This is a genomic window from Pseudomonas sp. HN2-3, from assembly GCF_020691745.1.
Lineage (GTDB): Bacteria > Pseudomonadota > Gammaproteobacteria > Pseudomonadales > Pseudomonadaceae > Aquipseudomonas > Aquipseudomonas capeferrum.
This window is the reverse complement of the sequence record NZ_CP085704.1, coordinates 1,278,988-1,299,741: the sequence shown is the minus strand read 5'-3', so window position 1 is coordinate 1,299,741 and position 20,754 is coordinate 1,278,988. Positions and strand designations below refer to the sequence as shown.

At 63.6% G+C, this 20,754-nt stretch carries 22 protein-coding genes; 10 read left to right on the top strand and 12 right to left on the bottom strand.

The genetic code is table 11. The annotated features are described in order from the left end of the window. Positions 1–42 precede the first annotated feature (42 nt). The 5 genes from relA to LJX93_RS05885 form a co-directional block, all read right to left on the bottom strand. Positions 43–2,283 carry a GTP diphosphokinase gene (gene relA / locus LJX93_RS05905; protein WP_033700819.1) on the bottom strand — a complete coding sequence of 747 codons (2,241 nt, stop codon included), beginning with the start codon at positions 2,281–2,283 and terminating at the stop codon, positions 43–45. A gap of 96 nt (positions 2,284–2,379) precedes the next feature. Continuing rightward, complete coding sequence (rlmD, locus tag LJX93_RS05900; RefSeq protein WP_033700820.1) at positions 2,380–3,738, bottom strand: 23S rRNA (uracil(1939)-C(5))-methyltransferase RlmD; 1,359 nt, start codon at positions 3,736–3,738, stop codon at positions 2,380–2,382. Continuing rightward, the gene (gene cysM, locus LJX93_RS05895; protein ID WP_156311322.1) at positions 3,739–4,638 is read right to left on the bottom strand and encodes a cysteine synthase CysM; all 900 of its coding nucleotides are present in this window, start codon (positions 4,636–4,638) and stop codon (positions 3,739–3,741) included. It lies immediately after the preceding gene. 87 nt (positions 4,639–4,725) lie between these two features. After that, on the bottom strand, positions 4,726–6,123 hold the full coding sequence (locus LJX93_RS05890; RefSeq protein ID WP_033700823.1) for a sensor histidine kinase: 1,398 nt from the start codon (positions 6,121–6,123) through the stop codon (positions 4,726–4,728). Between the two features lie 3 nt (positions 6,124–6,126). Further along, positions 6,127–6,843, bottom strand: a complete 717-nt coding sequence (locus tag LJX93_RS05885; RefSeq protein ID WP_033700824.1) for a response regulator transcription factor — start codon at positions 6,841–6,843, stop codon at positions 6,127–6,129. 195 nt (positions 6,844–7,038) lie between these two features. Here LJX93_RS05885 and LJX93_RS05880 point away from each other — a divergent pair, with 195 nt between their 5' ends. The 4 genes from LJX93_RS05880 to LJX93_RS05865 are packed head-to-tail and all read left to right on the top strand — an operon-like array spanning position 7,039 to position 11,703. Continuing rightward, entirely contained in the window at positions 7,039–9,795 is a 2,757-nt protein-coding gene (locus LJX93_RS05880; protein ID WP_033700825.1) for a response regulator, read from the top strand. 48 nt (positions 9,796–9,843) lie between these two features. Continuing rightward, on the top strand, positions 9,844–10,833 hold the full coding sequence (locus tag LJX93_RS05875) for a 2-hydroxyacid dehydrogenase (protein ID WP_095064091.1): 990 nt from the start codon (positions 9,844–9,846) through the stop codon (positions 10,831–10,833). Positions 10,834–10,864: 31 nt separating this feature from the next. Then, the gene (locus tag LJX93_RS05870) at positions 10,865–11,302 is read left to right on the top strand and encodes a hypothetical protein (RefSeq protein WP_033700828.1); all 438 of its coding nucleotides are present in this window, start codon (positions 10,865–10,867) and stop codon (positions 11,300–11,302) included. Then, the gene (locus LJX93_RS05865; protein ID WP_033700829.1) at positions 11,299–11,703 is read left to right on the top strand and encodes an META domain-containing protein; all 405 of its coding nucleotides are present in this window, start codon (positions 11,299–11,301) and stop codon (positions 11,701–11,703) included. The genes LJX93_RS05870 and LJX93_RS05865 overlap by 4 nt, the downstream gene beginning before the upstream one ends. A 33-nt stretch (positions 11,704–11,736) precedes the next feature. Here the strand turns inward: LJX93_RS05865 and LJX93_RS05860 are convergent, their stop codons facing one another. After that, positions 11,737–12,201: a TlpA disulfide reductase family protein gene (locus LJX93_RS05860; RefSeq protein WP_033700831.1), complete on the bottom strand. Its 465-nt coding sequence runs from the start codon at positions 12,199–12,201 to the stop codon at positions 11,737–11,739. Between the two features lie 85 nt (positions 12,202–12,286). On the opposite strand from LJX93_RS05860, the gene arsC reads away from it, so the two are divergent. The 3 genes from arsC to LJX93_RS05845 are packed head-to-tail and all read left to right on the top strand — an operon-like array spanning position 12,287 to position 13,648. Beyond that, positions 12,287–12,640 (top strand): arsenate reductase (glutaredoxin), encoded by a 354-nt coding sequence (arsC, locus tag LJX93_RS05855; protein WP_033700832.1) that lies wholly within the window; start codon positions 12,287–12,289, stop codon positions 12,638–12,640. Beyond that, positions 12,637–13,242 carry an NAD(P)H:quinone oxidoreductase gene (gene wrbA / locus LJX93_RS05850; protein WP_033700833.1) on the top strand — a complete coding sequence of 202 codons (606 nt, stop codon included), beginning with the start codon at positions 12,637–12,639 and terminating at the stop codon, positions 13,240–13,242. The genes arsC and wrbA overlap by 4 nt, the downstream gene beginning before the upstream one ends. Continuing rightward, positions 13,235–13,648 (top strand): DUF2069 domain-containing protein, encoded by a 414-nt coding sequence (locus LJX93_RS05845; RefSeq protein WP_033700835.1) that lies wholly within the window; start codon positions 13,235–13,237, stop codon positions 13,646–13,648. Before wrbA ends, LJX93_RS05845 begins: the two co-directional genes overlap by 8 nt. A gap of 43 nt (positions 13,649–13,691) precedes the next feature. On the opposite strand, the gene LJX93_RS05840 is transcribed toward LJX93_RS05845, so the two are convergent. After that, positions 13,692–14,363: a DNA-3-methyladenine glycosylase I gene (locus tag LJX93_RS05840; RefSeq protein ID WP_227696831.1), complete on the bottom strand. Its 672-nt coding sequence runs from the start codon at positions 14,361–14,363 to the stop codon at positions 13,692–13,694. A gap of 4 nt (positions 14,364–14,367) precedes the next feature. After that, positions 14,368–15,192, bottom strand: a complete 825-nt coding sequence (gene ttcA, locus LJX93_RS05835) for a tRNA 2-thiocytidine(32) synthetase TtcA (protein WP_033700837.1) — start codon at positions 15,190–15,192, stop codon at positions 14,368–14,370. 262 nt (positions 15,193–15,454) lie between these two features. Here ttcA and LJX93_RS05830 point away from each other — a divergent pair, with 262 nt between their 5' ends. Both LJX93_RS05830 and LJX93_RS05825 read left to right on the top strand, forming a co-directional pair. Further along, positions 15,455–16,054 (top strand): Yip1 family protein, encoded by a 600-nt coding sequence (locus LJX93_RS05830; RefSeq protein WP_033700838.1) that lies wholly within the window; start codon positions 15,455–15,457, stop codon positions 16,052–16,054. A 140-nt stretch (positions 16,055–16,194) separates the two neighbouring features. Further along, entirely contained in the window at positions 16,195–16,689 is a 495-nt protein-coding gene (locus LJX93_RS05825) for a SprT family zinc-dependent metalloprotease (protein WP_033700839.1), read from the top strand. A 92-nt stretch (positions 16,690–16,781) separates the two neighbouring features. Here the strand turns inward: LJX93_RS05825 and fpr are convergent, their stop codons facing one another. Then, the gene (gene fpr / locus LJX93_RS05820) at positions 16,782–17,561 is read right to left on the bottom strand and encodes a ferredoxin-NADP reductase (protein ID WP_033700840.1); all 780 of its coding nucleotides are present in this window, start codon (positions 17,559–17,561) and stop codon (positions 16,782–16,784) included. A 120-nt stretch (positions 17,562–17,681) separates the two neighbouring features. On the opposite strand from fpr, the gene finR reads away from it, so the two are divergent. Continuing rightward, on the top strand, positions 17,682–18,608 hold the full coding sequence (gene finR, locus LJX93_RS05815; RefSeq protein WP_033700841.1) for a LysR family transcriptional regulator FinR: 927 nt from the start codon (positions 17,682–17,684) through the stop codon (positions 18,606–18,608). Here finR and LJX93_RS05810 read toward each other — a convergent pair. The 3 genes from LJX93_RS05810 to LJX93_RS05800 all read right to left on the bottom strand — a co-directional run bounded on the left by LJX93_RS05810 (position 18,605) and on the right by LJX93_RS05800 (position 20,625). After that, a complete protein-coding gene (locus LJX93_RS05810; protein WP_027595832.1) occupies positions 18,605–18,967 on the bottom strand; it encodes a diacylglycerol kinase in 363 nt (120 codons plus the stop codon). The two genes, finR and LJX93_RS05810, sit on opposite strands and share 4 nt — an antisense overlap. Positions 18,968–19,040: 73 nt before the next feature. Next, positions 19,041–19,691 (bottom strand): response regulator transcription factor ErdR, encoded by a 651-nt coding sequence (gene erdR / locus LJX93_RS05805; RefSeq protein WP_027595831.1) that lies wholly within the window; start codon positions 19,689–19,691, stop codon positions 19,041–19,043. A 223-nt stretch (positions 19,692–19,914) separates the two neighbouring features. Continuing rightward, the gene (locus LJX93_RS05800) at positions 19,915–20,625 is read right to left on the bottom strand and encodes a tRNA-uridine aminocarboxypropyltransferase (RefSeq protein WP_047581651.1); all 711 of its coding nucleotides are present in this window, start codon (positions 20,623–20,625) and stop codon (positions 19,915–19,917) included. Positions 20,626–20,754 lie beyond the last annotated feature (129 nt).

The window sequence follows — 20,754 nt, the reverse complement described above, 5'->3', positions numbered from 1 at the left end:
GTGGCTGCTCGCGGGTGAACCCGCGAAGCTGCCACCCCAGTCTCAAGGCGTACGATTACGCCGCGTCTCGATGATGTTCGGCAACTGCGAGATCCGCCCCAGCAAGCGCCCAAGCGCATCCAGGCCTGGAATCTCGATGGTCAGCGACATCAACGCCGTGTTGTCTTCCTTGTTCGAGCGGGTGTTGACCGCCAGCACGTTGATCTTCTCGTTGAGCAGTACCTGCGACACGTCACGCAGCAAGCCTGGGCGGTCGTAGGCACGGATGACGATGTCGACCGGGTAGGTCTGCACCGGGATCGGCCCCCAACTGACCTGGATCATCCGCTCTGGCTCCTTGCCTGCCAGTTGCAGCACCGAAGCGCAGTCCTGGCGGTGGATGCTCACACCCCGGCCCTGGGTGATATAGCCGACGATGGCATCGCCTGGCAGCGGCTGGCAGCAGCCGGCCATCTGCGTCAGCAGGTTGCCGACACCCTGGATCTGGATATCGCCGCGCTTGCCGGTACGCGGCCCGGTGGGCTTGCGTTGCACCAGCTCGATCTGCTCGATGCGCTCGGGCTCGAGCAATTGCTGGGCGGCGTTGACCAGGTGCGCCAGGCGCAGATCACCCGCACCCAGCGAGGCGAACATGTCTTCGGCGGTCTTGACGTTGGTCTTCTCGGCCAGGCGCTCGAAGTCCACCTGGGGCAGGCCCAGGCGGCTGAGTTCACGTTCGAGCAAGGTCTTGCCGGCCGCCACGTTCTGGTCGCGTGCCTGCAGCTTGAACCAATGGACAATCTTCGCCCGTGCCCGCGAGGTGGTGACGTAACCCAAGTTGGAGTTCAACCAGTCACGGCTGGGGTTGCCGTGTTTGCTGGTGATGATCTCGACCTGCTCGCCCGTCTGCAGGCTGTAGTTGAGCGGCACGATACGCCCGTTGATCTTGGCGCCGCGGCAGTTGTGACCGATTTCGGTGTGCACGCGGTAGGCGAAGTCCAGCGGTGTAGCGCCCTTGGGCAGGTCGATGGCATGGCCGTCGGGGGTGAACACATAGACCCGGTCAGGCTCGATGTCGACCCGCAGCTGTTCGGCCAGGCCGCCGATGTCACCCAGCTCTTCATGCCACTCGAGCACCTGGCGCAGCCAGGAAATCTTCTCTTCGTAATGATTGGAGCTGGGCTTGACGTCGGTACCCTTGTAGCGCCAGTGCGCGCACACGCCCAGTTCGGCTTCCTCGTGCATGCCATGGGTACGGATCTGCACCTCCAGCACCTTGCCCTCGGGGCCGATCACCGCCGTGTGCAACGAGCGGTAGCCGTTCTCCTTGGGGTTGGCGATGTAGTCGTCGAACTCCTTGGGGATGTGCCGCCACAGCGTATGAACGATGCCCAATGCGGTGTAGCAGTCGCGGATCTCCGGCACCAGCACGCGCACTGCGCGCACATCGTAGATCTGGCTGAATTCCAGGCCTTTGCGCTGCATCTTGCGCCAGATCGAATAGATGTGTTTTGCCCGGCCACTGATATCGGCATTCACGCCGGTGGCCAGCAGTTCGTTCTGCAACTGGTTCATCACGTCGCTGATGAAGCGCTCGCGGTCCAGCCGGCGCTCGTGCAGGAGCTTGGCGATCTGTTTGTACTGGTCGGGTTCGAGGTAACGGAAAGACAGGTCTTCCAGCTCCCACTTGATGTGACCGATACCCAGGCGGTGAGCCAGTGGTGCATAGATGTCGAACACTTCGCGCGCGACACGCAGGCGTTTATCGTCGTCGGCAGCCTTGACCGCGCGGATTGCACAGGTGCGCTCGGCCAGCTTGATCAGCGCCACGCGCACATCGTCGACCATGGCCACGAGCATCTTGCGCAGGTTCTCGACCTGCGCCTGGGAGCCCAGCACCAACGATTGGCGCGGGCTGAGACTGGCACTGATGGCCGCCATGCGCAGCACGCCGTCGATCAATTTGGACACCACCGGCCCAAAGCGCTGACTGACTTCGGCCAAGGTCACTTTGCCTTCGCGCACCGAGCGGTAGATGACGGCCGCTACCAGCGAATCCTGGTCGAGCTTGAGGTCGGCGAGAATTTCGGCGATCTCCAGGCCCGCCTGGAAGCTGGACGTACCGTCGGCCCAGGAATGCTTGGCAGGGTTACCCTTTCTCTCGACTTCGTGAGCGAACTCGCAGGCTTCTTTGAGTTCCGCGCGATTCAGGGCCGAATCGACGCTTACCACATGATCCAGCCATGCTTCGAGATTGATACTGCCGTCGGTGTTGACCGGCTGGTGCACTCTCACCTGTACCATCTTTGTTTTACCTTTCCATACAGCGCACCACGCGGGTACGCAGGCTTCCACTGTGTGGCCGCCATTCCCTGGCAACCCCACCAACGGGCCAGTCTGCTAGCCCGCCTCGAATAACGCCATGGCCTCGACATGCGCCGTCTGAGGAAACATGTCGAGAATCCCGGCCCTTTTTAACCGGTACCCCTGACCGACCAGCACCTGGGCGTCTCGCGCCAGCGTGGCCGGGTTGCACGATACGTAGACCAGCCGCTTGGCCTTGAGGCGGGCGATATCTCGCACCACCTCGAAAGCACCGTCGCGCGGTGGATCCAAGAGTACCGCAGAAAAGCCTTCGGCGGCCCATTCGGCACCTGCCAAAGGCTGCGATAAATCGGCCTGAAAAAACCGTGCGTTATGCACATTGTTGTTTCGGGCATTGGCCGCAGCCCGATCGACCATGGCCTGTACACCTTCCACCGCCACCACTTCACGGGCCTGGCGGGCCAGCGGCAGGGCAAAGTTGCCCAGGCCGCAGAACAGGTCCAGCACACGCTCGTCGGCCGTGGGTGCGAGCCAGGCCAGGGCCTGCTCGATCATCGCCGTGTTGACCTGCGCGTTGACCTGCACGAAGTCGCCGGGGCGCCAGGCCAGTTCCAACTGCCAGGGCTCAAGGGCAAAGCCCAGTTTCGCGGCCGTATCCACGGGCGCCGGCTCACCTTCACCCTGCAGCCAGAGCTGCGCCCCGGCCTCGCTGCAAAATGCCTGCAGGCGTGCCAGGTCATCTTCCGCCAGCGGCGCGACATGGCGTACCAGCACGGCTTCGGCAGTGCCGCTGAACAGCTCGACATGGCCGATTACCTGCGGTTTGCTCAACGCACGCAAGGCGGTCGGCAAGTGACGCAGAATCGACTGCAAGGGCTGTACCAGCACCGCGCATTCGTCGATGGAAATGATCTCCTGACTGGCTTCGGCACGGAAGCCGACTTCCAGCTGACGCGCCTTGATGTCCCAGCGCACGGCTACCCGCGCCCGGCGTCGGTAGCCGAATTCCGGCCCGCTCAGCGGGGCGGCCCATGCGTCGGGTTGTATGCCGGCAACCCGCTGCAGTTGCTCGGCCAGCGTGCGCTGCTTGAGCGCCAGTTGCCCTTCGTGGGGCAAATGCTGCAGGTTGCAGCCACCACAGCGCGCATAGTGCCGGCACGGCGCCTCGCGCCGTTCGGGGCTGGCCTGCAGCACGCGTTCCAGGCGCGCCTCCACCACCTTGCCGCGGGCATTGAGCACGCGGGCCTCGACGGCCTCACCGGCCAACGCGCCGCTGACGAACCAGGTACGCCCTTCATGGAAGGCGATGCCACGGCCGTCACCGGCCAGGCGCTCGATATCCAGGCGCTGTTTCTTGCCCACGGGAACCTGAGGGCTACGGTTGCCACCGGCTGGCTGGAAGCGCAGGCCGCTGTTGCTTTTCTTCTTGGACATTTAGCTCGGGTCAAACAGGCCAGTGGACAGGTATCGGTCACCACGGTCGCAGATGATTGCGACCATTACCGCGTTTTCCACCTCGCGAGACAGGCGCAGCATCGCCGCGACCGCACCGCCGGAAGACACGCCGCAGAAAATGCCCTCTTCACGGGCAAGGCGGCGGGTGATGTCTTCGGCTTCCTGCTGCGACATGTCGACCACGCGGTCCACGCGGCTGGCGTCGAAGATTTTCGGCAGGTATTGCTCCGGCCACCGACGGATGCCCGGGATAGCCGAGCCTTCCATCGGCTGCAGGCCGATGATCTGCACCGCCGGGTTCTGCTCCTTGAGGTACTGCGAGCAGCCCATGATGGTGCCGGTGGTACCCATGGAACTGACGAAATGGGTGATGTTGCCCTGGGTCTGCTGCCAGATCTCCGGGCCGGTGCTGTTGTAGTGGGCGATCGGGTTGTCGCCATTGGCGAACTGGTCGAGCACCAGGCCGCGGCCTTCGGCCTGCAGCTTCTCGGCGAGGTCACGGGCACCTTCCATGCCCTCCTCCTTGGTCACCAGGATCAACTCGGCGCCGTAGGCCGTCATGGCGGCCTTGCGTTCGGCGGTGGAGTTGTCCGGCATGATCAGGATCATCTTGTAACCCTTGATCGCTGCCGCCATCGCCAGGGCGATGCCGGTGTTGCCCGAGGTGGCCTCGATCAGCGTGTCGCCAGGTTTGATCTGGCCGCGCAGTTCGGCGCGGGTGATCATCGACAGCGCCGGGCGGTCCTTGACCGAGCCGGCGGGATTGTTGCCTTCGAGCTTGAGCAGAAGCGTGTTGCTGGTCTCTCCGGCAATGCGCTGCAGGCGAACCAGGGGCGTATTGCCGACGCAATCGGCGATGGTTGGGTACTGCAAGGTCATGGCGTATTTCACAATCCGGACGGCAGGGGCGCCTATCATACCGGCAAACCTTTCCCGGCCATATCACGCAATCTGCGATGCATATAGCTACACGCTATAAGCGGGGCGCTGCGGCCGCTTGTCGCCCTGTTCGCGGGCTGCGGGTTCATGCACGGGCAGGCGCATCCACAAGCGCAGGCCCCGCTTGCCATTCTCCGCCCACAAGGTCCCGCCCTGGCGCTGGATGGCGCTGCGGGCAATGCTCAAGCCCAAGCCGAACCCGCCGTCGCCGGGGCGCGAACCATCCAGCCGGGAAAACGGCGCGAAGATCCGTTCCAGGTCCTCCTCGGCCACGCCCCGGCCTTCATCCTCCAGCCACAGCCACCAGTGGTTGCCCTCGCGCTGCCCGCCGAGGCGTACCAGGCCGTCGGCCGGCGAGTGACGGATGGCATTGCGCAGCAGGTTTTCCAGCGCCTGGGCCAGGTAATTGAGATTGCCCTGCACCCAGCAACTGGCGGGCAGTTCACAGCGCAGCCGCGCGGGTGACCAGCCGCTTTCGTAACTGGCATCTTCGGCGAGCAGCTCCCACAGCGCCTGGACCTGGATCGGCTCCAGGTTCATCGGCGCGCGCTCGGCGTCTTGCCAGGCCAGTTGCAAGGTGCCCTCGACCAATTGCTGCATGCAGTCCACCTCACGCGCCAGCCGCTCGCGCAGGCCCTGCAGGTCGGTTTCGCCATCACAGGCCACACGCAGCCGGCTAAGCGGCGTGCGCATTTCGTGGGACAGGTCGCGCAACATCTGCTGCTGCAGGGCCACCGTGCCCTGCAGCCGGTCGGCCATCTGGTCGAACGCCCGGGCCAGTTCGCCAAGCTCGTCATGCCGGGCAATGGTGCGCGGGTCGAGGCGCGCCGACAGTTGGTCGGCGCGCCAGGCATTGGCCTGCTCACGCAACTGGTTGAGTGGCACGATCAGCATGCGGTACAGGCCCACGCACAGCAGCAGGGTGAACAGACCAGGGATGATGCCGTTGGTCACCACCCGCCACAGCACACGGTACTGGCCGGGGTTGAGGCGCTCAGGCAGCTCGATCACCAGCATGCCCTGCTCCGGCGCCCCCGGGAATGGAATGCGCAGCCAAGGTTGGTCGACACTGCGCCGGCTCATGGGCCAGTCGACGCTGCGCAGGCGCGTCAGCCTTTGCATGATATCGGGGCGCAGGGTGGCGCTGTCGAGCGGCCGCAGGTTGCTGTCGAGCACGCCGACCCAGCCGCGCTCGCGCTGGTGCATCTCGCCCACCCACTGGTCCAGCCCTGCTCGCCCGCCGCTGCGCCAGGCCCGTTCGGCCTCGGCCGCGTAGCCGCGCAGCAACTGCCGCGCCGGCTCGGAAAGGAAGGCGTTCTGGGTTTCCATGTGCCGGCCCCAGGTGTAGCTCAGGCCGATCATCAGCAGGCAGAAGCCCACCAACAGAATGGCCAGCTTCCAGAACAGTGAATGGCGGTCGAGCATGGCTTACTCCATTTCGCTGGCGCTGAGCACGTAGCCCTTGCCCCAGACGGTGCGGATCTGCCGCTCCTGGTAGCCGATGCCCTTGAGCTTGCGGCGGATCTGGCTGACGTGCATGTCGAGGCTGCGATCATGCCGCGAGTAACCACGCTGCAGAACCTGCTGATAAAGGAAGGGTTTGCTCAGCACCTCATCCAGGTTGCGGTTGAGGATCTCGAGCAGCCGGTATTCGCTCGGGGTGAGGCCGGCCAGGCGCCCTTCGAGCCGTACATCGCTGAGCACTTCGTCAAACTGCAAACCGCCTGAAACGGCTTCCTGCTGCGGCTGATGACGCCGCTCCAGGGCCACACGCCGCAGGATCGCCTCGATGCGCACCTGCAGTTCGGCCATGCTGAAGGGCTTGGGCAGGTAGTCGTCGGCGCCCCGCTGAAAACCGCTGATACGATCGGCCTCGGCGCCCAGCGCCGACATCAGAATTACCGGCGTGGCGCTGCGCAGGCGCAACTGGGCCAGTGCATCCAGGCCGTTGAGCCCGGGCAGCAGGATGTCCATGAGCACCACATCGAAGGCCTGACGGCCTGCCGTTTCAAGTCCTTCGAGACCATTGCGGCACCAGGTCACCTGGAAACCGCCCCGCTGCAGCTCTTCGTGCAGATAGGCGCCCAGTACCGGGTCATCCTCGATCGCGAGGATGTTGGAGGCGTGAATAGCTACGGGATTCATTAGCAACTGCCATGCATTCTCAATTGCGCAATTATTGAGCATCCGCTCGGCTGTAAGCAACCGCCCTGCGACCAATGCCTTGCCAAGGCCACGAAAAGACAGACAAATGAGTGCAATACCGGAACAGGCGGAGTAACTTCCCGGCTTGGTCCGTCACGCGGTTGACGGCGTCCAGGCACATGACAGGAGGCAAGTGTGCTCGATCGTTTGGGAATCAGAAGCCGGGTCCTGTTGTTGGCCCTGCTGCCTGCCGGCCTGATGGCGCTGGTACTGGGCAGTTATTTCACCTGGTTGCAGCAAAGCGATTTGCGCACCCAGCTGCTGCAACGCGGCAAGATGATCGCCGAGCAACTGGCGCCACTGGCTGCGCCCGCCATGGCCCGCCTGGCGCCCGCGCAACTGGAGCGGATTGCCGCACAGACCCTGGAGCAAGCCGATGTGCGCGCCGTTGCCTTCCTTGCCCCGGACCGCACGCGCCTGGCCCATGCCGGCCCGAGCATGCTCAACCAGCCGCCAAGCGGCGGCACCGGCACCCAGTTGCTGCAACGCACCGGCAATGATGCCACCCGCTACCTGATGCCGGTCTTCGGCCACCACCGCGACCTGGCCACCGATGCGGTGCCAGCCGAGGCCGAACGCCTGCTGGGCTGGGTCGAAATCGAACTGTCGCATGACGGCACCCTGCTGCGGGGCTACCGCAACCTGTTCACCAGCCTGTTGCTGATCCTCGCCTGCCTGGCCCTCAGCGGCCTGCTGGCCCTGCGCATGAGCCGCACCATCAACGACCCGATCAAACGCATCAAGCACACGGTCAATCAGCTCAAGGACGGCCACCTCGACGAACGCCTGCCGGCCATGGGCAGCCATGAGCTGGACGAGCTGGCCCGCGGCATCAACCGCATGGCCGAGACCCTGCACAGCGCCCATGAAGAGTTGCAGCACAGCATTGACCAGGCCACCGAGGACGTGCGCCAGAACCTGGAAACCATCGAGATCCAGAACATCGAGCTGGACATGGCCCGCAAGGAAGCCCTGGAGGCCAGCCGGATCAAGTCGGAGTTCCTGGCCAACATGAGCCACGAGATCCGCACCCCGCTCAACGGCATCCTCGGTTTCACCCACCTGCTGCAGAAAAGCGAACTGACGCCGCGCCAGCTGGATTACCTGAGCACCATCGAGAAGTCCGCCGACAACCTGCTGGGGATCATCAACGAGATCCTCGACTTCTCCAAGATCGAGGCCGGCAAGCTGGTGCTCGACAGCATTCCGTTCAACCTGCGCGACCTGGTCCAGGACACCCTCACCATCCTCGCCCCTGCCGCCCACGCCAAGCAGCTCGAACTGCTCAGCCTGATCTACCGTGACACCCCGTCTTCACTGGTCGGCGACCCACTGCGCCTCAAGCAGATCCTCACCAACCTGGTGAGCAACGCCATCAAGTTCACCCGCGAAGGCACGATCGTCGTGCGCGCCATGCTCGAGGACGAACGCGAAGACAGCGCACAGCTTCGCATCAGCGTGCAGGACACCGGTATCGGCTTGTCTCCGCAGGATGTGCGCACCCTGTTCCAGGCCTTCAGCCAGGCCGACAACTCGCTGGCTCGCCAGCCCGGTGGCACCGGCCTGGGCCTGGTGATTTCCAAGCGCCTGATCGAGCAGATGGGCGGCGAGATCGGCGTCGACAGCACGCCGGGTGAAGGCTCGCAGTTCTGGATCAGCCTCAACCTGCCCAAGGCCCACGACGATGCCGAAGACCTGCCGCTGCAACCGCTGCTGGGGCGGCGCGCGGCCATCGTCGACAGCCATGAGCTGGCGCGCCAGGCACTGGAGCATCAGCTTGAGGACTGCGGCCTGAGCGTCAGCCTGTTCGCTTCTTTCGATCAGTTGCTGCATGCCGTGCAGGCCGCCCACCAGGCTGGCCACCCGTTCGACTTCGCGGTGCTCGGCGCCAACCTGGGCAACCTCACACCAGAGCAGCTCGGGGAATATCACCTGCACCTTGAGCGCTACCAATGCCAATGCGTGGTGTTGTGCCCGACCACCGAGCAGGCGCTGTATCACCCCTACCTGCCCAATGGGCATGGCCAGTTGCTGTCCAAACCGACCTGTACGCGCAAGCTGCGTCGGCTGTTGCTGGAGCTGGTGCAGCCACGTCGCCCGCTCGGCGAGCCAAACGTCCACAGCGGCCAGCGTCAGCCGAAGATCCTCTGCGTTGATGACAATGCGGCCAACTTGCTGCTGGTGCAGACCCTGCTCGAAGACCTCGGTGCCGAGGTACTGGCGGTGGACAATGGCTACGCGGCGGTGCAGGCAGTACAGGACGAGCCGTTCGACCTGGTGCTGATGGACGTGCAGATGCCCGGCATGGATGGCCGCGCCTGTACCGAGCAGATCCGCCTGTGGGAAAACGCCCAGAACGGCAGCCCGCTGCCGATCGTCGCCCTCACCGCGCATGCCATGGCCAACGAGAAACGCGCCCTGCTGCATGCTGGCATGGATGACTACCTGACCAAGCCGATCAGCGAGCGGCAGCTGGCCCAGGTGGTGATGAAGTGGACCGGCCTGAGCCTTGGCATGCCACAGCAGGAACGCCTGGCAGAACAACTGGCCAACAGTGACGAACTGAAGGTGCTGGACCCCGAGGAGGGCTTGCGCCTGGCAGCCGGCAAGCCCGACTTGGCGGCCGACATGCTGGCCATGCTGCTGGCGTCGCTGGAATCCGATCGCGAGGCGATACGCGCTGCGCGTGAAGCGCACGATCACACCACGCTGATCGAGCAGGTACACCGCCTCAACGGCGCTTCGCGTTATTGCGGCGTGCCGCAACTACGGGCGGCATGCCAGCGCAGCGAGACCTTGCTCAAACAGGAGCATCCGCTTGCACAGCAGGCACTGGATGAGCTGGACAGCGCGATCAACCGGCTGGCCTGTCAGGCTCACCTGAATGCCTGACAGGCCAGGCGGCTAAAATACCCAGCCCCTCGTAAAGGAAGCCCGACCATGCGCGCCCTGTTGTTCAGCAGCCAGCACTACGACCAGGAGAGTTTTACCCAGGCCGCCGCCGGCACTTTATTGGACCTGCACTTCCAGCCTGCCCGCCTGACCCTGGACACCGCGCCCCTCGCCGATGGCTACGAGGTGGTCTGCGCCTTCATCAACGATGAACTCGACGCCCAGGTGCTGGCGCGCCTGGCTGCGGGCGGCACGCGCCTGATCGCCCTGCGCTCGGCGGGCTACAACCATGTCGACCTGAACGCCGCCCAACGCCTGGGTCTGGCCGTGGTGCGGGTACCGGCCTACTCGCCACACGCCGTGGCCGAGCACGCCGTGGCCCTGATCCTCGCCCTCAACCGGCGGCTGCACCGGGCCTACAACCGCACCCGCGAAGGCGACTTCACCTTGCACGGCCTGACCGGCTTCGACCTGCACGGCAAGACCGTCGGGGTGGTCGGCACCGGCCAGATCGGCGCTGCCTTCGCCCGCATCATGGCCGGCTTCGGCTGCCAGTTGCTGGCCTACGACCCCTACCCCAACCCGGAGCTGCTGGCCCTCGGCGCCCGCTACCTGGCACTGCCCGAGTTGCTGCGCGAAGCGCGCATCATCAGCCTGCATTGCCCGCTGACCGAGCACACCCGGCACCTGATCAACGCGCAGAGCCTCGCGCAGTTGCAACCCGGGGCAATGCTGATCAACACCGGCCGAGGAGCCCTGGTCGACACCCCGGCCCTGATCGACGCGCTCAAGCGCGGCCAGCTCGGCTACCTTGGCCTGGATGTGTACGAGGAAGAGGCCCAGCTGTTTTTCGAAGACCGCTCCGACCTGCCACTGCAAGACGACGTGCTGGCCCGGCTGCTGACCTTCCCCAACGTGATCGTCACCGCCCACCAGGCCTTCCTGACCCGCGAAGCCCTGGACGCCATCGCCACCACCACGCTGGACAACATCAACTGCTGGATGGCAGGCAATCCACAGAATCTGGTATTGGGTTAATGCTAGGATACGCGGCATTTCTGGAGGACCCATGGTCGAGCACGATTTCCGCTACACCCTATTCAACCCGCAACACACCCTGATCGAGTGCCGCGCCCTGGTACCCGGCCGCTATCAGGTGACCGGCAACGGCGGTTCGATGCACAAGGGCGACACTTTGCTGGTCACCCTCAAGGGCAGCAAGGACTTGTCCATGCGCCTGTCCGTGGAAAGCGTGCGACACCTGATCAACCCGCGCGGCCAGTGGGTCGCCGTGGCCAGCGGCCCGGTGTTCAACGAACTGGAAATCCTCAACTGGCAGGTCGCGTGCGACCAGTGCGACGCACTGCTGGATTTCGAGTTCGCGGTGGACGCCAAGCTGGGCAAGAAAGCCCGCCAACCGGCTGCCAGCGCACGTATCGCTGAGCTGGGCTGGGCCAGCCGTGGCGAAAAGCACCTGTGCCCGCGTTGCCAGGAGAGCGCTGCGTGAAAAATCTGCTGACCGGCGTGCTGATTGCCACCGGCCTGCTCGGCTGCGCCGCGCAACCGTCGAAGCTGCAGCAGGAGCGCAGCTATGTGCTGGAGTGGATCGGCGAGCGCCCGCTGATCGACTACAGCCACCTCACCCTGACCCTGGCCAGTGATGGTCGCGCGTATGGCAATGGTGGCTGCAACCACTGGTTTGCACCTTATACGCTGGACGGCGAGCAGCTGAGCTTCGGCAAGGTCGGCAAAACCCGCAAACTGTGCGCACCGGCGCTGATGGAGCAGGAAAAACGCTTCCTGCAGGCGCTGGAGACCGTACAGCGCTGGGATGTGTCGCCTGTGGAGCAGATGCGCTTCTGGCCGGCCGAGGGCAAGCCATTGCGGTTCTGGCCTGAGGAAGGCTGAAGGTAATGGGGCTGCTGTGCAGCCCCATTTACATCAAGCGCCCTTCAGCGCCTTGATCTTGGCCTGCAGCCCTTCCAGGGTCTGCTCACCCATCAGTTGCTCACGCACCTTGCCCTTGTCGTCGATGATGTAGGTCACCGGCAGCGCCTCGCTGCGTGGCAGTTCATAACGCTCGGCCGGGTCCTGCGCCAGCACGGTAAAGCCGATGCCCAAGGTGTCGGCAGCCTGCTTCAGGTCTTGGCCCTGCAAGCCATCGAAGTTCACCCCAACCACCTTGATACCGTCCGCTGCCCATTGCTTGGCCGCCGCGTTCAGTTCAGGGATTTCGGTACGGCACGGGCCGCACCATTCGGCCCAGTAGTTGAGCACCAGCCAGTGCCCCTCGATCTGCTCGGCCTTTACCGTGTTGCCGTGTTGGTCCACGCCGTAGTCGGCACCGCAACCACCGAGCAATAGGCTCGCGGTGATGGCCAGTACTGCTGCCAAACGCCTTGCCATGGGTCAATCCTTCTCGAAGTTTCAAGCAAATGGTTCAGTCGCTGCGGTTAGAATAGCCGCCACACCCAGCTGGATGCGACCCGACATGACTGACCTGACGCTCTATCATAACCCGCGCTGCTCTAAATCCCGCGGCGCGCTGGAACTGCTCGAAGCCCGTGGCCTGACGCCAACCATCGTGCGCTACCTCGAGACACCGCCGGACACCGCCACCCTGGCGGCCCTGCTCGGCAAGCTGGGGATCGCCCCGCGCCAGCTGCTGCGCACTGGCGAAGACGAATACAAGGACCTGAACCTGGCCAACCCGGCCCTGACCGACGCGCAACTGATCGACGCCATGGCCCAGCACCCCAAGCTGATCGAGCGGCCGATCCTGGTGGCCGGCGACCGCGCCGTGATCGGCCGCCCGCCGGAGAAGGTGCTGGAGATCCTGCCGTGAGCCAGCCCTTCATCCTGGTGTTGTATTACAGCCGCCATGGTTCCACCAGCGAGATGGCCCGGCACATCGCCCGCGGTATCGAAATGGCCGGTATGGAGGCACGCCTGCGCACGGTGCCGGCGATTTCTACCGAATGCGAAGCCGTGGCCCCGGACATCCCGGCCAGCGGCGCGCTGTACGCCACCCTCGACGACCTGCGCCATTGCGCCGGCCTGGTGCTGGGCAGCCCGACCCGCTTCGGCAACATGGCCGCGCCGCTGAAGTACTTCCTCGACGGCACCAGCAGCCTGTGGCTGGGCGGTGAGCTAGTCGGCAAGCCGGCTGGGGTGTTCACCTCCACCGCCAGCCTGCACGGTGGCCAGGAAACCACCTTGCTGTCGATGATGCTGCCGCTGATGCACCACGGCATGCTGGTGATGGGCCTGCCCTACAGCGAGTCGGCATTGCTCGAGACGCGTGGCGGCGGTACACCGTACGGCGCCAGCCACCATGCCGGTGCCGACGGCAAGCGTGAGCTCGATCAGCACGAAATCACCCTGTGCCGCGCCCTCGGCCAACGCCTGGCAACCACGGCCAAGGCCCTGGAGGCCGCGCGTGGCTAGAAAGCCCAAGGTGTTGCCGCCGCTGGACTGGCTGGCACCGCGCCTACGCCTGACGCGAACGTTGAGCCTGGCCTGCTTTTTTGGGCTGATGGCGTTGCTGGTGGCGAACAACCTGTGGTTCGCCAACTTGCACGGGGCACGGGTCGAGGTGATTCTGGCCGTCGAGCTGGTGCCGCTGCTGTTGCTGCTGCCGGGTATGCTCACGGGCAGTGCCCGGGCGCATGCCTGGACCTGCTTTGTGGTGAACATCTACTTCATCAAGGGGGTGCTGGCGGCGTTCGACCCGGCGCGGGCGGTGTTTGGCTGGATTGAGGTGATCGTGAGCCTGGGGCTGTTCGTCAGCGCGCTGCTGTTCGTGCGCTGGAAGTTCCAGCATGAGCGGCGCCTGGCGGGCGAAGGGGCTTGAGTTCAGGGCTGCTTTGCAGCCCATTCGCGGGGCAACGCTAATCTCAATGGTTGACGGTATGCGCCAGCATCACCGACAACTGGCACAACGGCCGCCCGCTCTCTTCGTGCCACTGGTTGAACGCCTGCTGCACCAAGACCAGGTCTCGCTGGCTGGTCGGTTGCTTGTCAATCACCTTCTGCGCAATCAGCGCGGCGGCCATGTCGTCGGTCGGGATAAACGTATCCTTGCCGACCATGCGCAAGAACCGCGGTGCCGACAAGCCGCCCAACTGGTTGCCCTGCTTGGCCAGGTACTTCCACAAGCCGACGATGTCGGTCACCGGCCAGTCGGCGATGAACGCGCCGAAACTGCCCTTCTCCTTTGCCACATCAAGCACCATCTGCGCATTGCGCGGCACGCTCTTGAGCTTGCCCAGGTGGCGGATGATGCGCTCGTCCTGCATCAACCGCTCCAGGTGCTCGGCGCCCATCAGCACCACCTTGTGCGGATCGAAGCCAAAGAACACTTGCTCGAATGCCGGCCACTTGGCATCTACGAGGCTGTGCTTGAGCCCGGCGCGGAACACGCGCAGGGCCAAGGTCGACAGGTAGCGATCGTCACTGATGTCACGCAGTTGCGCAGGCGTGCGTGGCTGCGGCAGAAAGGCCTCAAGGGCCTGGGCCGAGCCGAAGCGGTTCAGGCAGTACTCATGCAGCCACTGGTAATCGCGCATGGGGTCAGATGTTCAGCACGTCGAGAAAACGCGGCGTGGCGCTTTCGTCGATCTTCAGGCTGGTGAAGTCGAACAGATTGCGGTCCGCCAACTGCGACGGCGCGACGTTCTGCATGGCGCGGAAGATGCTCTCGGTACGGCCCGGGTGCTTACGCTCCCACTCCACCAGCATGTCCTTGACCACTTGGCGTTGCAGATTTTCCTGCGAGCCGCACAGGTTGCACGGGATGATCGGGAATTCGCGCATGTCCGAGTAGGCCTGGATGTCCTTCTCGCTGCAGTAGGCCAGCGGGCGGATCACCACGTTACGGCCATCGTCGGCACGCAGCTTGGGTGGCATGCCCTTGAGCGAGCCATTGAAGAACATGTTGAGGAAGAACGTCTCGACCATGTCGTCGCGGTGGTGCCCCAGCGCCATCTTGGTCGCGCCGATTTCGTCGGCGAAGGTGTACAAGGTGCCACGGCGCAGGCGCGAGCACAGCGAGCAGGTGGTCTTGCCTTCGGGGATCAGTTCCTTGACCACCGAGTAGGTGTCTTTCTCGACGATGTGGTACTCGACGCCCAGGGTCTTGAGGTAGGCCGGCAGCACATGCTCGGGGAAGCCGGGCTGCTTCTGGTCCATGTTCACCGCCACGATCTCGAACGAGATCGGCGCCACCTTTTGCAGGTGCAACAGAACGTCGAGCATGGTGTAGCTGTCCTTGCCGCCGGACAGGCAGACCATGACCTTGTCGCCATCCTCGATCATGTTGTAGTCGGTGATGGCTTCGCCAGCGAGACGACGCAGGCGTTTTTGCAGTTTGTTCTGGTTGACCGAGAGGGTGCCCATAGCGCTTGGATCCGCGAGGTGTGACAAAAGCCGGCTATTTTACGCACAAACCGCGCGGCGCTGTAGGCATTCCGATAAAGACTTCAAGGTAATCAGCAGGCGGTCTTACAGCGCAATTTGCTCTAAAAAGCGCGGTTTGTGCAGGTAACGGCTTCCTATACTGCGACATAAGGCCACATTACCGCTTGCATTGGTGTTCGGGCCTCGGGCCGCTTGCGCTCCATCTGGGGGGCGTTTGGCAACATTGAGAGGAGTGATCGGCATGATTCATCACGTTGTGGGGCTGTTTACCCATCCCGATCAGGAATGGCGGGAAATTCGTGGCGAAGAAGAATCCATCAGCCACATGTACCTGACGCACACCTTGATCCTGGCGGCGATCCCTGCCGTTTCCGCATTCATCGGTACCACCCAGGTCGGCTGGGTGATTGGCGACCGGCCGGCAGTGATGCTGACCATGGAAAGCGCCATCTGGATGAGCATCATGTCCTACCTGGCGATGCTCGCCGGGGTGGCGGTAATGGGCGCGTTCATCCACTGGATGGCGCGCACCTACGATGCCAACCCGTCCATGGCGCAGTGCATTGCCTTCGCCACCTACACCGCCACGCCGTTGTTCCTCGGCGGCCTGGCGGCGCTCTACCCGCACCTGTGGCTGGGCATGCTGCTCGGCACTGCAGCCATCTGCTACACCGTGTACCTGTTGTATGTCGGCTTGCCGACGTTCATGAACATTCCATCCGATGAAGGCTTCCTGTTTTCCAGCTCGGTGCTGGCGGTAGGCCTTGTGGTACTGGTGGCGATCATGGCCGCGACCGTGATCATCTGGGGACTGGGCGTGGGGCCCGTCTACACCAACTAGAGCAACCCAACGAGATCCAACCAACACTGGGGCATCAACCAGAGGCCGCCGCAAGGCGGCCTCTGGCTGTGCGCTGACCGGTGGCTCGGCAAGCCGCCAAGGCTTGCGGCATAATGCCGGGCAAGGAGAATTACCCCGCCATGCCAGAGCTGCTCAGACAACGCGTCGAAACCTGTTACCAGCAAGCCGAAACCTTCTTCAAACGCCCCTTCCCGCGCCCGGAAGTCAGCTTCAAACTGCGCGGCCAGAAGGCCGGCGTTGCCCACCTGCACGAGAACCTGCTGCGCTTCAACCTGCAGCTGTACCGCGAAAACCACGAAGACTTCCTGCGCCAGACTGTTGCCCACGAGGTGGCGCACCTTGTGGCTCACCAGCTGTTTGGCGAGCGCATCCAGGCCCATGGCGAAGAGTGGCAACTGATCATGCGTGGGGTGTATGAGCTGCCACCCAACCGTTGCCACAACTATGAAGTGCAACGGCGCGTGGTAACCCGCTACATCTATCGCTGCCCGTGCCCGCAAGGTGATTTCCCGTTTACCGCACAGCGGCACAAGCTGGTGCGCCAGGGGCGACGGTACCTGTGCAAGCGGTGCCGGGAGACTCTGGTGTACAGCGGCGAGACGCGCGTCGAATAGCCACAGCGACCTTCCCCCCCACAAACAGCACATCCCTCAGCAGCAATAAAAAAGGCGACCCGAGGGTCGCCTTTTTCGTACCAGCCTGCGCCTTACTTCTCGACGAAGGCACGCTCGATCAGGTAGTCACCCGGCTCGCGCATGCGGGCGGAGACTTTCAGGCCGAAGCTGTCCAGCACTTCGCTGGTCTCATCCAGCATGCTTGGGCTGCCGCAGATCATCGCGCGGTCGTCCTGCGGGTTGATCGGCGGCAGGCCGATGTCGCTGAACAGTTTGCCGCTGCGCATCAGGTCGGTCAGGCGGCCCTGGTTCTCGAACGGCTCGCGGGTCACGGTCGGGTAGTAGATCAGCTTGTCGCGTACCGACTCACCGAAGAACTCGTTCTGCGGCAGGTGCTCGGTGATGAACTCGCGGTAGGCCACCTCGTTCACGTAACGCACGCCGTGAACCAGGATCACCTTCTCGAAGCGCTCGTAGGTTTCCGGGTCCTGGATGACGCTCATGAAAGGGGCCAGGCCAGTGCCGGTGCTCAGCAGGTAGAGGTGCTTGCCCGGGTTCAGGTCGTCGAGGACCAAGGTACCGGTAGGCTTCTTGCTGATGATGATCTCGTCGCCTTCCTTCAAGTGCTGCAACTGGGAAGTCAGCGGGCCGTCCGGCACCTTGATGCTGAAGAACTCCAGGTGCTCTTCCCAGTTCGGCGAGGCGATGGAATAGGCGCGCATGAGCGGGCGACCGGTTTCCTGCTGCAGGCCGATCATCACGAACTGACCGTTCTCGAAGCGCAGGCCCGGGTCACGGGTGCACTTGAAGCTGAACAGAGTGTCGTTCCAGTGGTGCACACTGAGGACACGTTCGTGGTTCATGTTGCTCATCGATGGGGCTCCTGAAGAAAGACGCAGCGCGCGCAAAACGCGCAGTTGCGCGATAGTTTAGGGGCAGCGACAATATCTGTTAACTGAATTATCAAGATATGTGTTATCGGTTATATAGATATGCGATTCACACTCCGTCAGCTTCAAGTCTTCGTCGCCGTGGCCCAGCATCAAAGCGTCTCTCGAGCCGCCGGCCTGCTGTCGCTGTCGCAGTCGGCTGCCAGTACCTCCATCACCGAGCTTGAGCGCCAATCCAGCTGTCAGCTGTTCGATCGCGCCGGCAAACGCCTGAGCCTCAACGCCCTGGGCCATCAACTGCTGCCGCAGGCCGTGGCCCTGCTCGACCAGGCCAAGGAAATCGAAGACCTGCTCAATGGCAAGTCCGCCTTCGGTTCGCTGGCGGTCGGCGCCACACTGACCATCGGCAACTACCTGGCGACCCTGCTGATCGGCAGCTTCATGCAGGTGCACCCGGAAAGCCAGGTCAAGCTGCACGTGCAGAACACTGCGCATATCGTGCACCAGGTCGCCCACTACGAAATTGATCTGGGTCTGATCGAAGGCGATTGCAACCACCCTGACCTTGAAGTTCAGCCTTGGGTCGAGGACGAGCTGGTAGTGTTCTGCGCGCCACAACACCCCTTGGCGACGCTAGGCCACGCGGATATCCAGACATTGTCCCAGGAAGCCTGGATTCTTCGCGAGCAAGGCTCCGGTACACGCCTGACCTTTGACCAGGCCATGCGCCATCATCGCGCCAACCTCAACATCCGCCTGGAGCTGGAACATACCGAGGCCATCAAGCGCGCGGTGGAATCAGGCCTGGGCATCGGCTGCATCTCGCGCCTGGCCCTGCGCGATGCGTTCCGCCGCGGCAGCCTGGTACCGGTGGAAACGCCGGAGCTGGACTTGATGCGCCAGTTCTATTTCATCTGGCACAAGCAGAAGTACCAGACGTCGGCCATGCGCGAGTTTCTTGAGTTGTGCCGCAACTTCACCGCGGGCTTTACCCGCAGTGACGAGATCGTGCTGCCACCAATCGCCTAGAGCAGAATCACACCCCAGACCAGGGCAACCATGGTCAGCGCCACCAGTTGCGCGGCGCTGCCCATGTCCTTGGCGTTTTTCGACAAGGGGTGGCGCTCAAGCGAAATACGGTCGATGGCGGCTTCCACCGCCGAGTTGAACAGCTCGACGATCAGGCCCAGCAGGCACACCGCGATCATGATCGCCCGCTCTGCGCGGCTGACCGGCAGCCAGAAGGCCGTCGGGATCAGCAGTACGTTGAGCAGGACCAGCTGGCGGAATGCGGCCTCGCCCTTGAAGGCGGCGCGCAAGCCGTCCAGCGAATAGCCGGCGGCGTTGAAGATGCGTTTGAGGCCGGTCTGGCCTTTGAATGGCGACATGTGCGTCACTTCACCGATAAAAGGCCGGCAGACTAATCCAGCGTGGGTCAAAAAAGCGTGAAGAAGCAGCCAGTTAGTGGCTGGCAACCGATTCAAGTTGTTGCAGCAACAAGGCCGCCTGGGTGCGAGTACGCACGCCCAGCTTGCGGAAGATCGCCGTCACGTGGGCCTTGATGGTGGCCTCCGAGACGCTGAGCTCGTAGGCGATCTGCTTGTTCAGCAAACCTTCACAAACCATGGTCAGTACGCGGAACTGCTGCGGCGTGAGGCTGGCCAGCCCTTCGCTGGCAGCCTTGGCCTCGGCCGAAACGTCGACTTTCTCGAACGCCTGCGGTGGCCACCAGACCTCGCCGTCCAGCACCTTGCGCACGGCGTCCTGAATCACTTCCAGCGGGCTGGACTTGGGGATGAAGCCACTGGCGCCAAATTCGCGCGACTTGACCACAACCGCTGCTTCTTCCTGCGCCGATACCATCACCACGGGGATCTGCGGGTATTGCCCACGCAACAGGACCAGCCCGGAGAAGCCATAGGCGCCCGGCATGTTGAGGTCCAACAGCACCAAATCCCAGTCGGCTTTCTCGCTCAGGCGGGTTTCCAGTTCGGCAATGCTCGCAACTTCAACCAGGCGTACATCGGCGCCAAGGCCCAGGGTAACAGCCTGGCGCAGGGCGCCACGAAACAGCGGGTGGTCATCGGCAATCAGGATTTCGTAAGTGGCCATCGATCTAAGGATCCTGTTCTGTGCCAGGCGCGTGCGGGGTAGTCAGGGCGCTTGGCGGAAAGGCACGGCAAAGTCCGGGGTAACAGCATTTTCGGCGTGCCCGAATCGGCGCCAAGGATGCCGAGCACGGTCGGGGTGGTCAAGACAATTGCCCTGCCGTCCTCGCCCACCCTGGCTGCCAGCCCCGTCATTATGAACCAATCCGGCGTCACTGCCCCTTGGACTATAGGAAGGTATGCAAACGCTGATGCGCATCGTCCTGCTCGTCCAGCGGCAAATGCCGCTTGGCGCTCAGGTAGTGCAGGCTGAACACGTCCAGGTAGGCGTCCAGGGCCTGCGAGGCACGCTGATCGCCAGCCAGCTCCAGGCACATGGCGGCCACTTCCGCCGTGCAGAAGTGGTCGTCACGCTTGGAACGGCGCAAGCGGTAGCGCGACATCTGTTCGGCTTCAAGGCTCAGCACCGGGAAACGGTCCAGGTACGGGCTCTTGCGAAACATCTTGCGCGCCTCGGTCCAAGTGGCGTCGAGCAGTATGAACAACGGCCGTTTACCGGGCTCGCGCACCACCTGGTTGACTACCCGCTCTTGGGCAACGAACTCGCCGGGGAAGACGATATAGGGCTGCCATTGAGGCTGTTCGAGCAGCGCCAGCAGGTTGTCATCGACTGCAGTGCGCTGCCAGCCGAAGGCCGAGGTGTCCTCGACCAGGTCGGCAATCAGCCAACCGGTGTTGGTCGGCTTGAGTGGCTCGGTGTCGTGCATCAGCAGGCACACACCCGACTCCGCCGGCACCCGGGGCCTCCAGGCACACAGGCAATGGCTGGCAATGACCCGGCACTGCGGGCAACGGACGGCCCGAGAACCCCGGGCAATGAACGGCTTGTTGCTGCGGGCCAGGCGTTCGGCGCGCAGGCGCGCTACCGCGTGGCTCATGCTGGCAGGCCTTTGGAAAGGTTGAAGAGGGACACTGCGAGGGCTCGGAAACTCAAAACGCAAGTCTACCAGAGCGGGCGTCATTTGCCGTGCAGCGGGACTGCCCGGGCCCTTATAATCGACACTTTG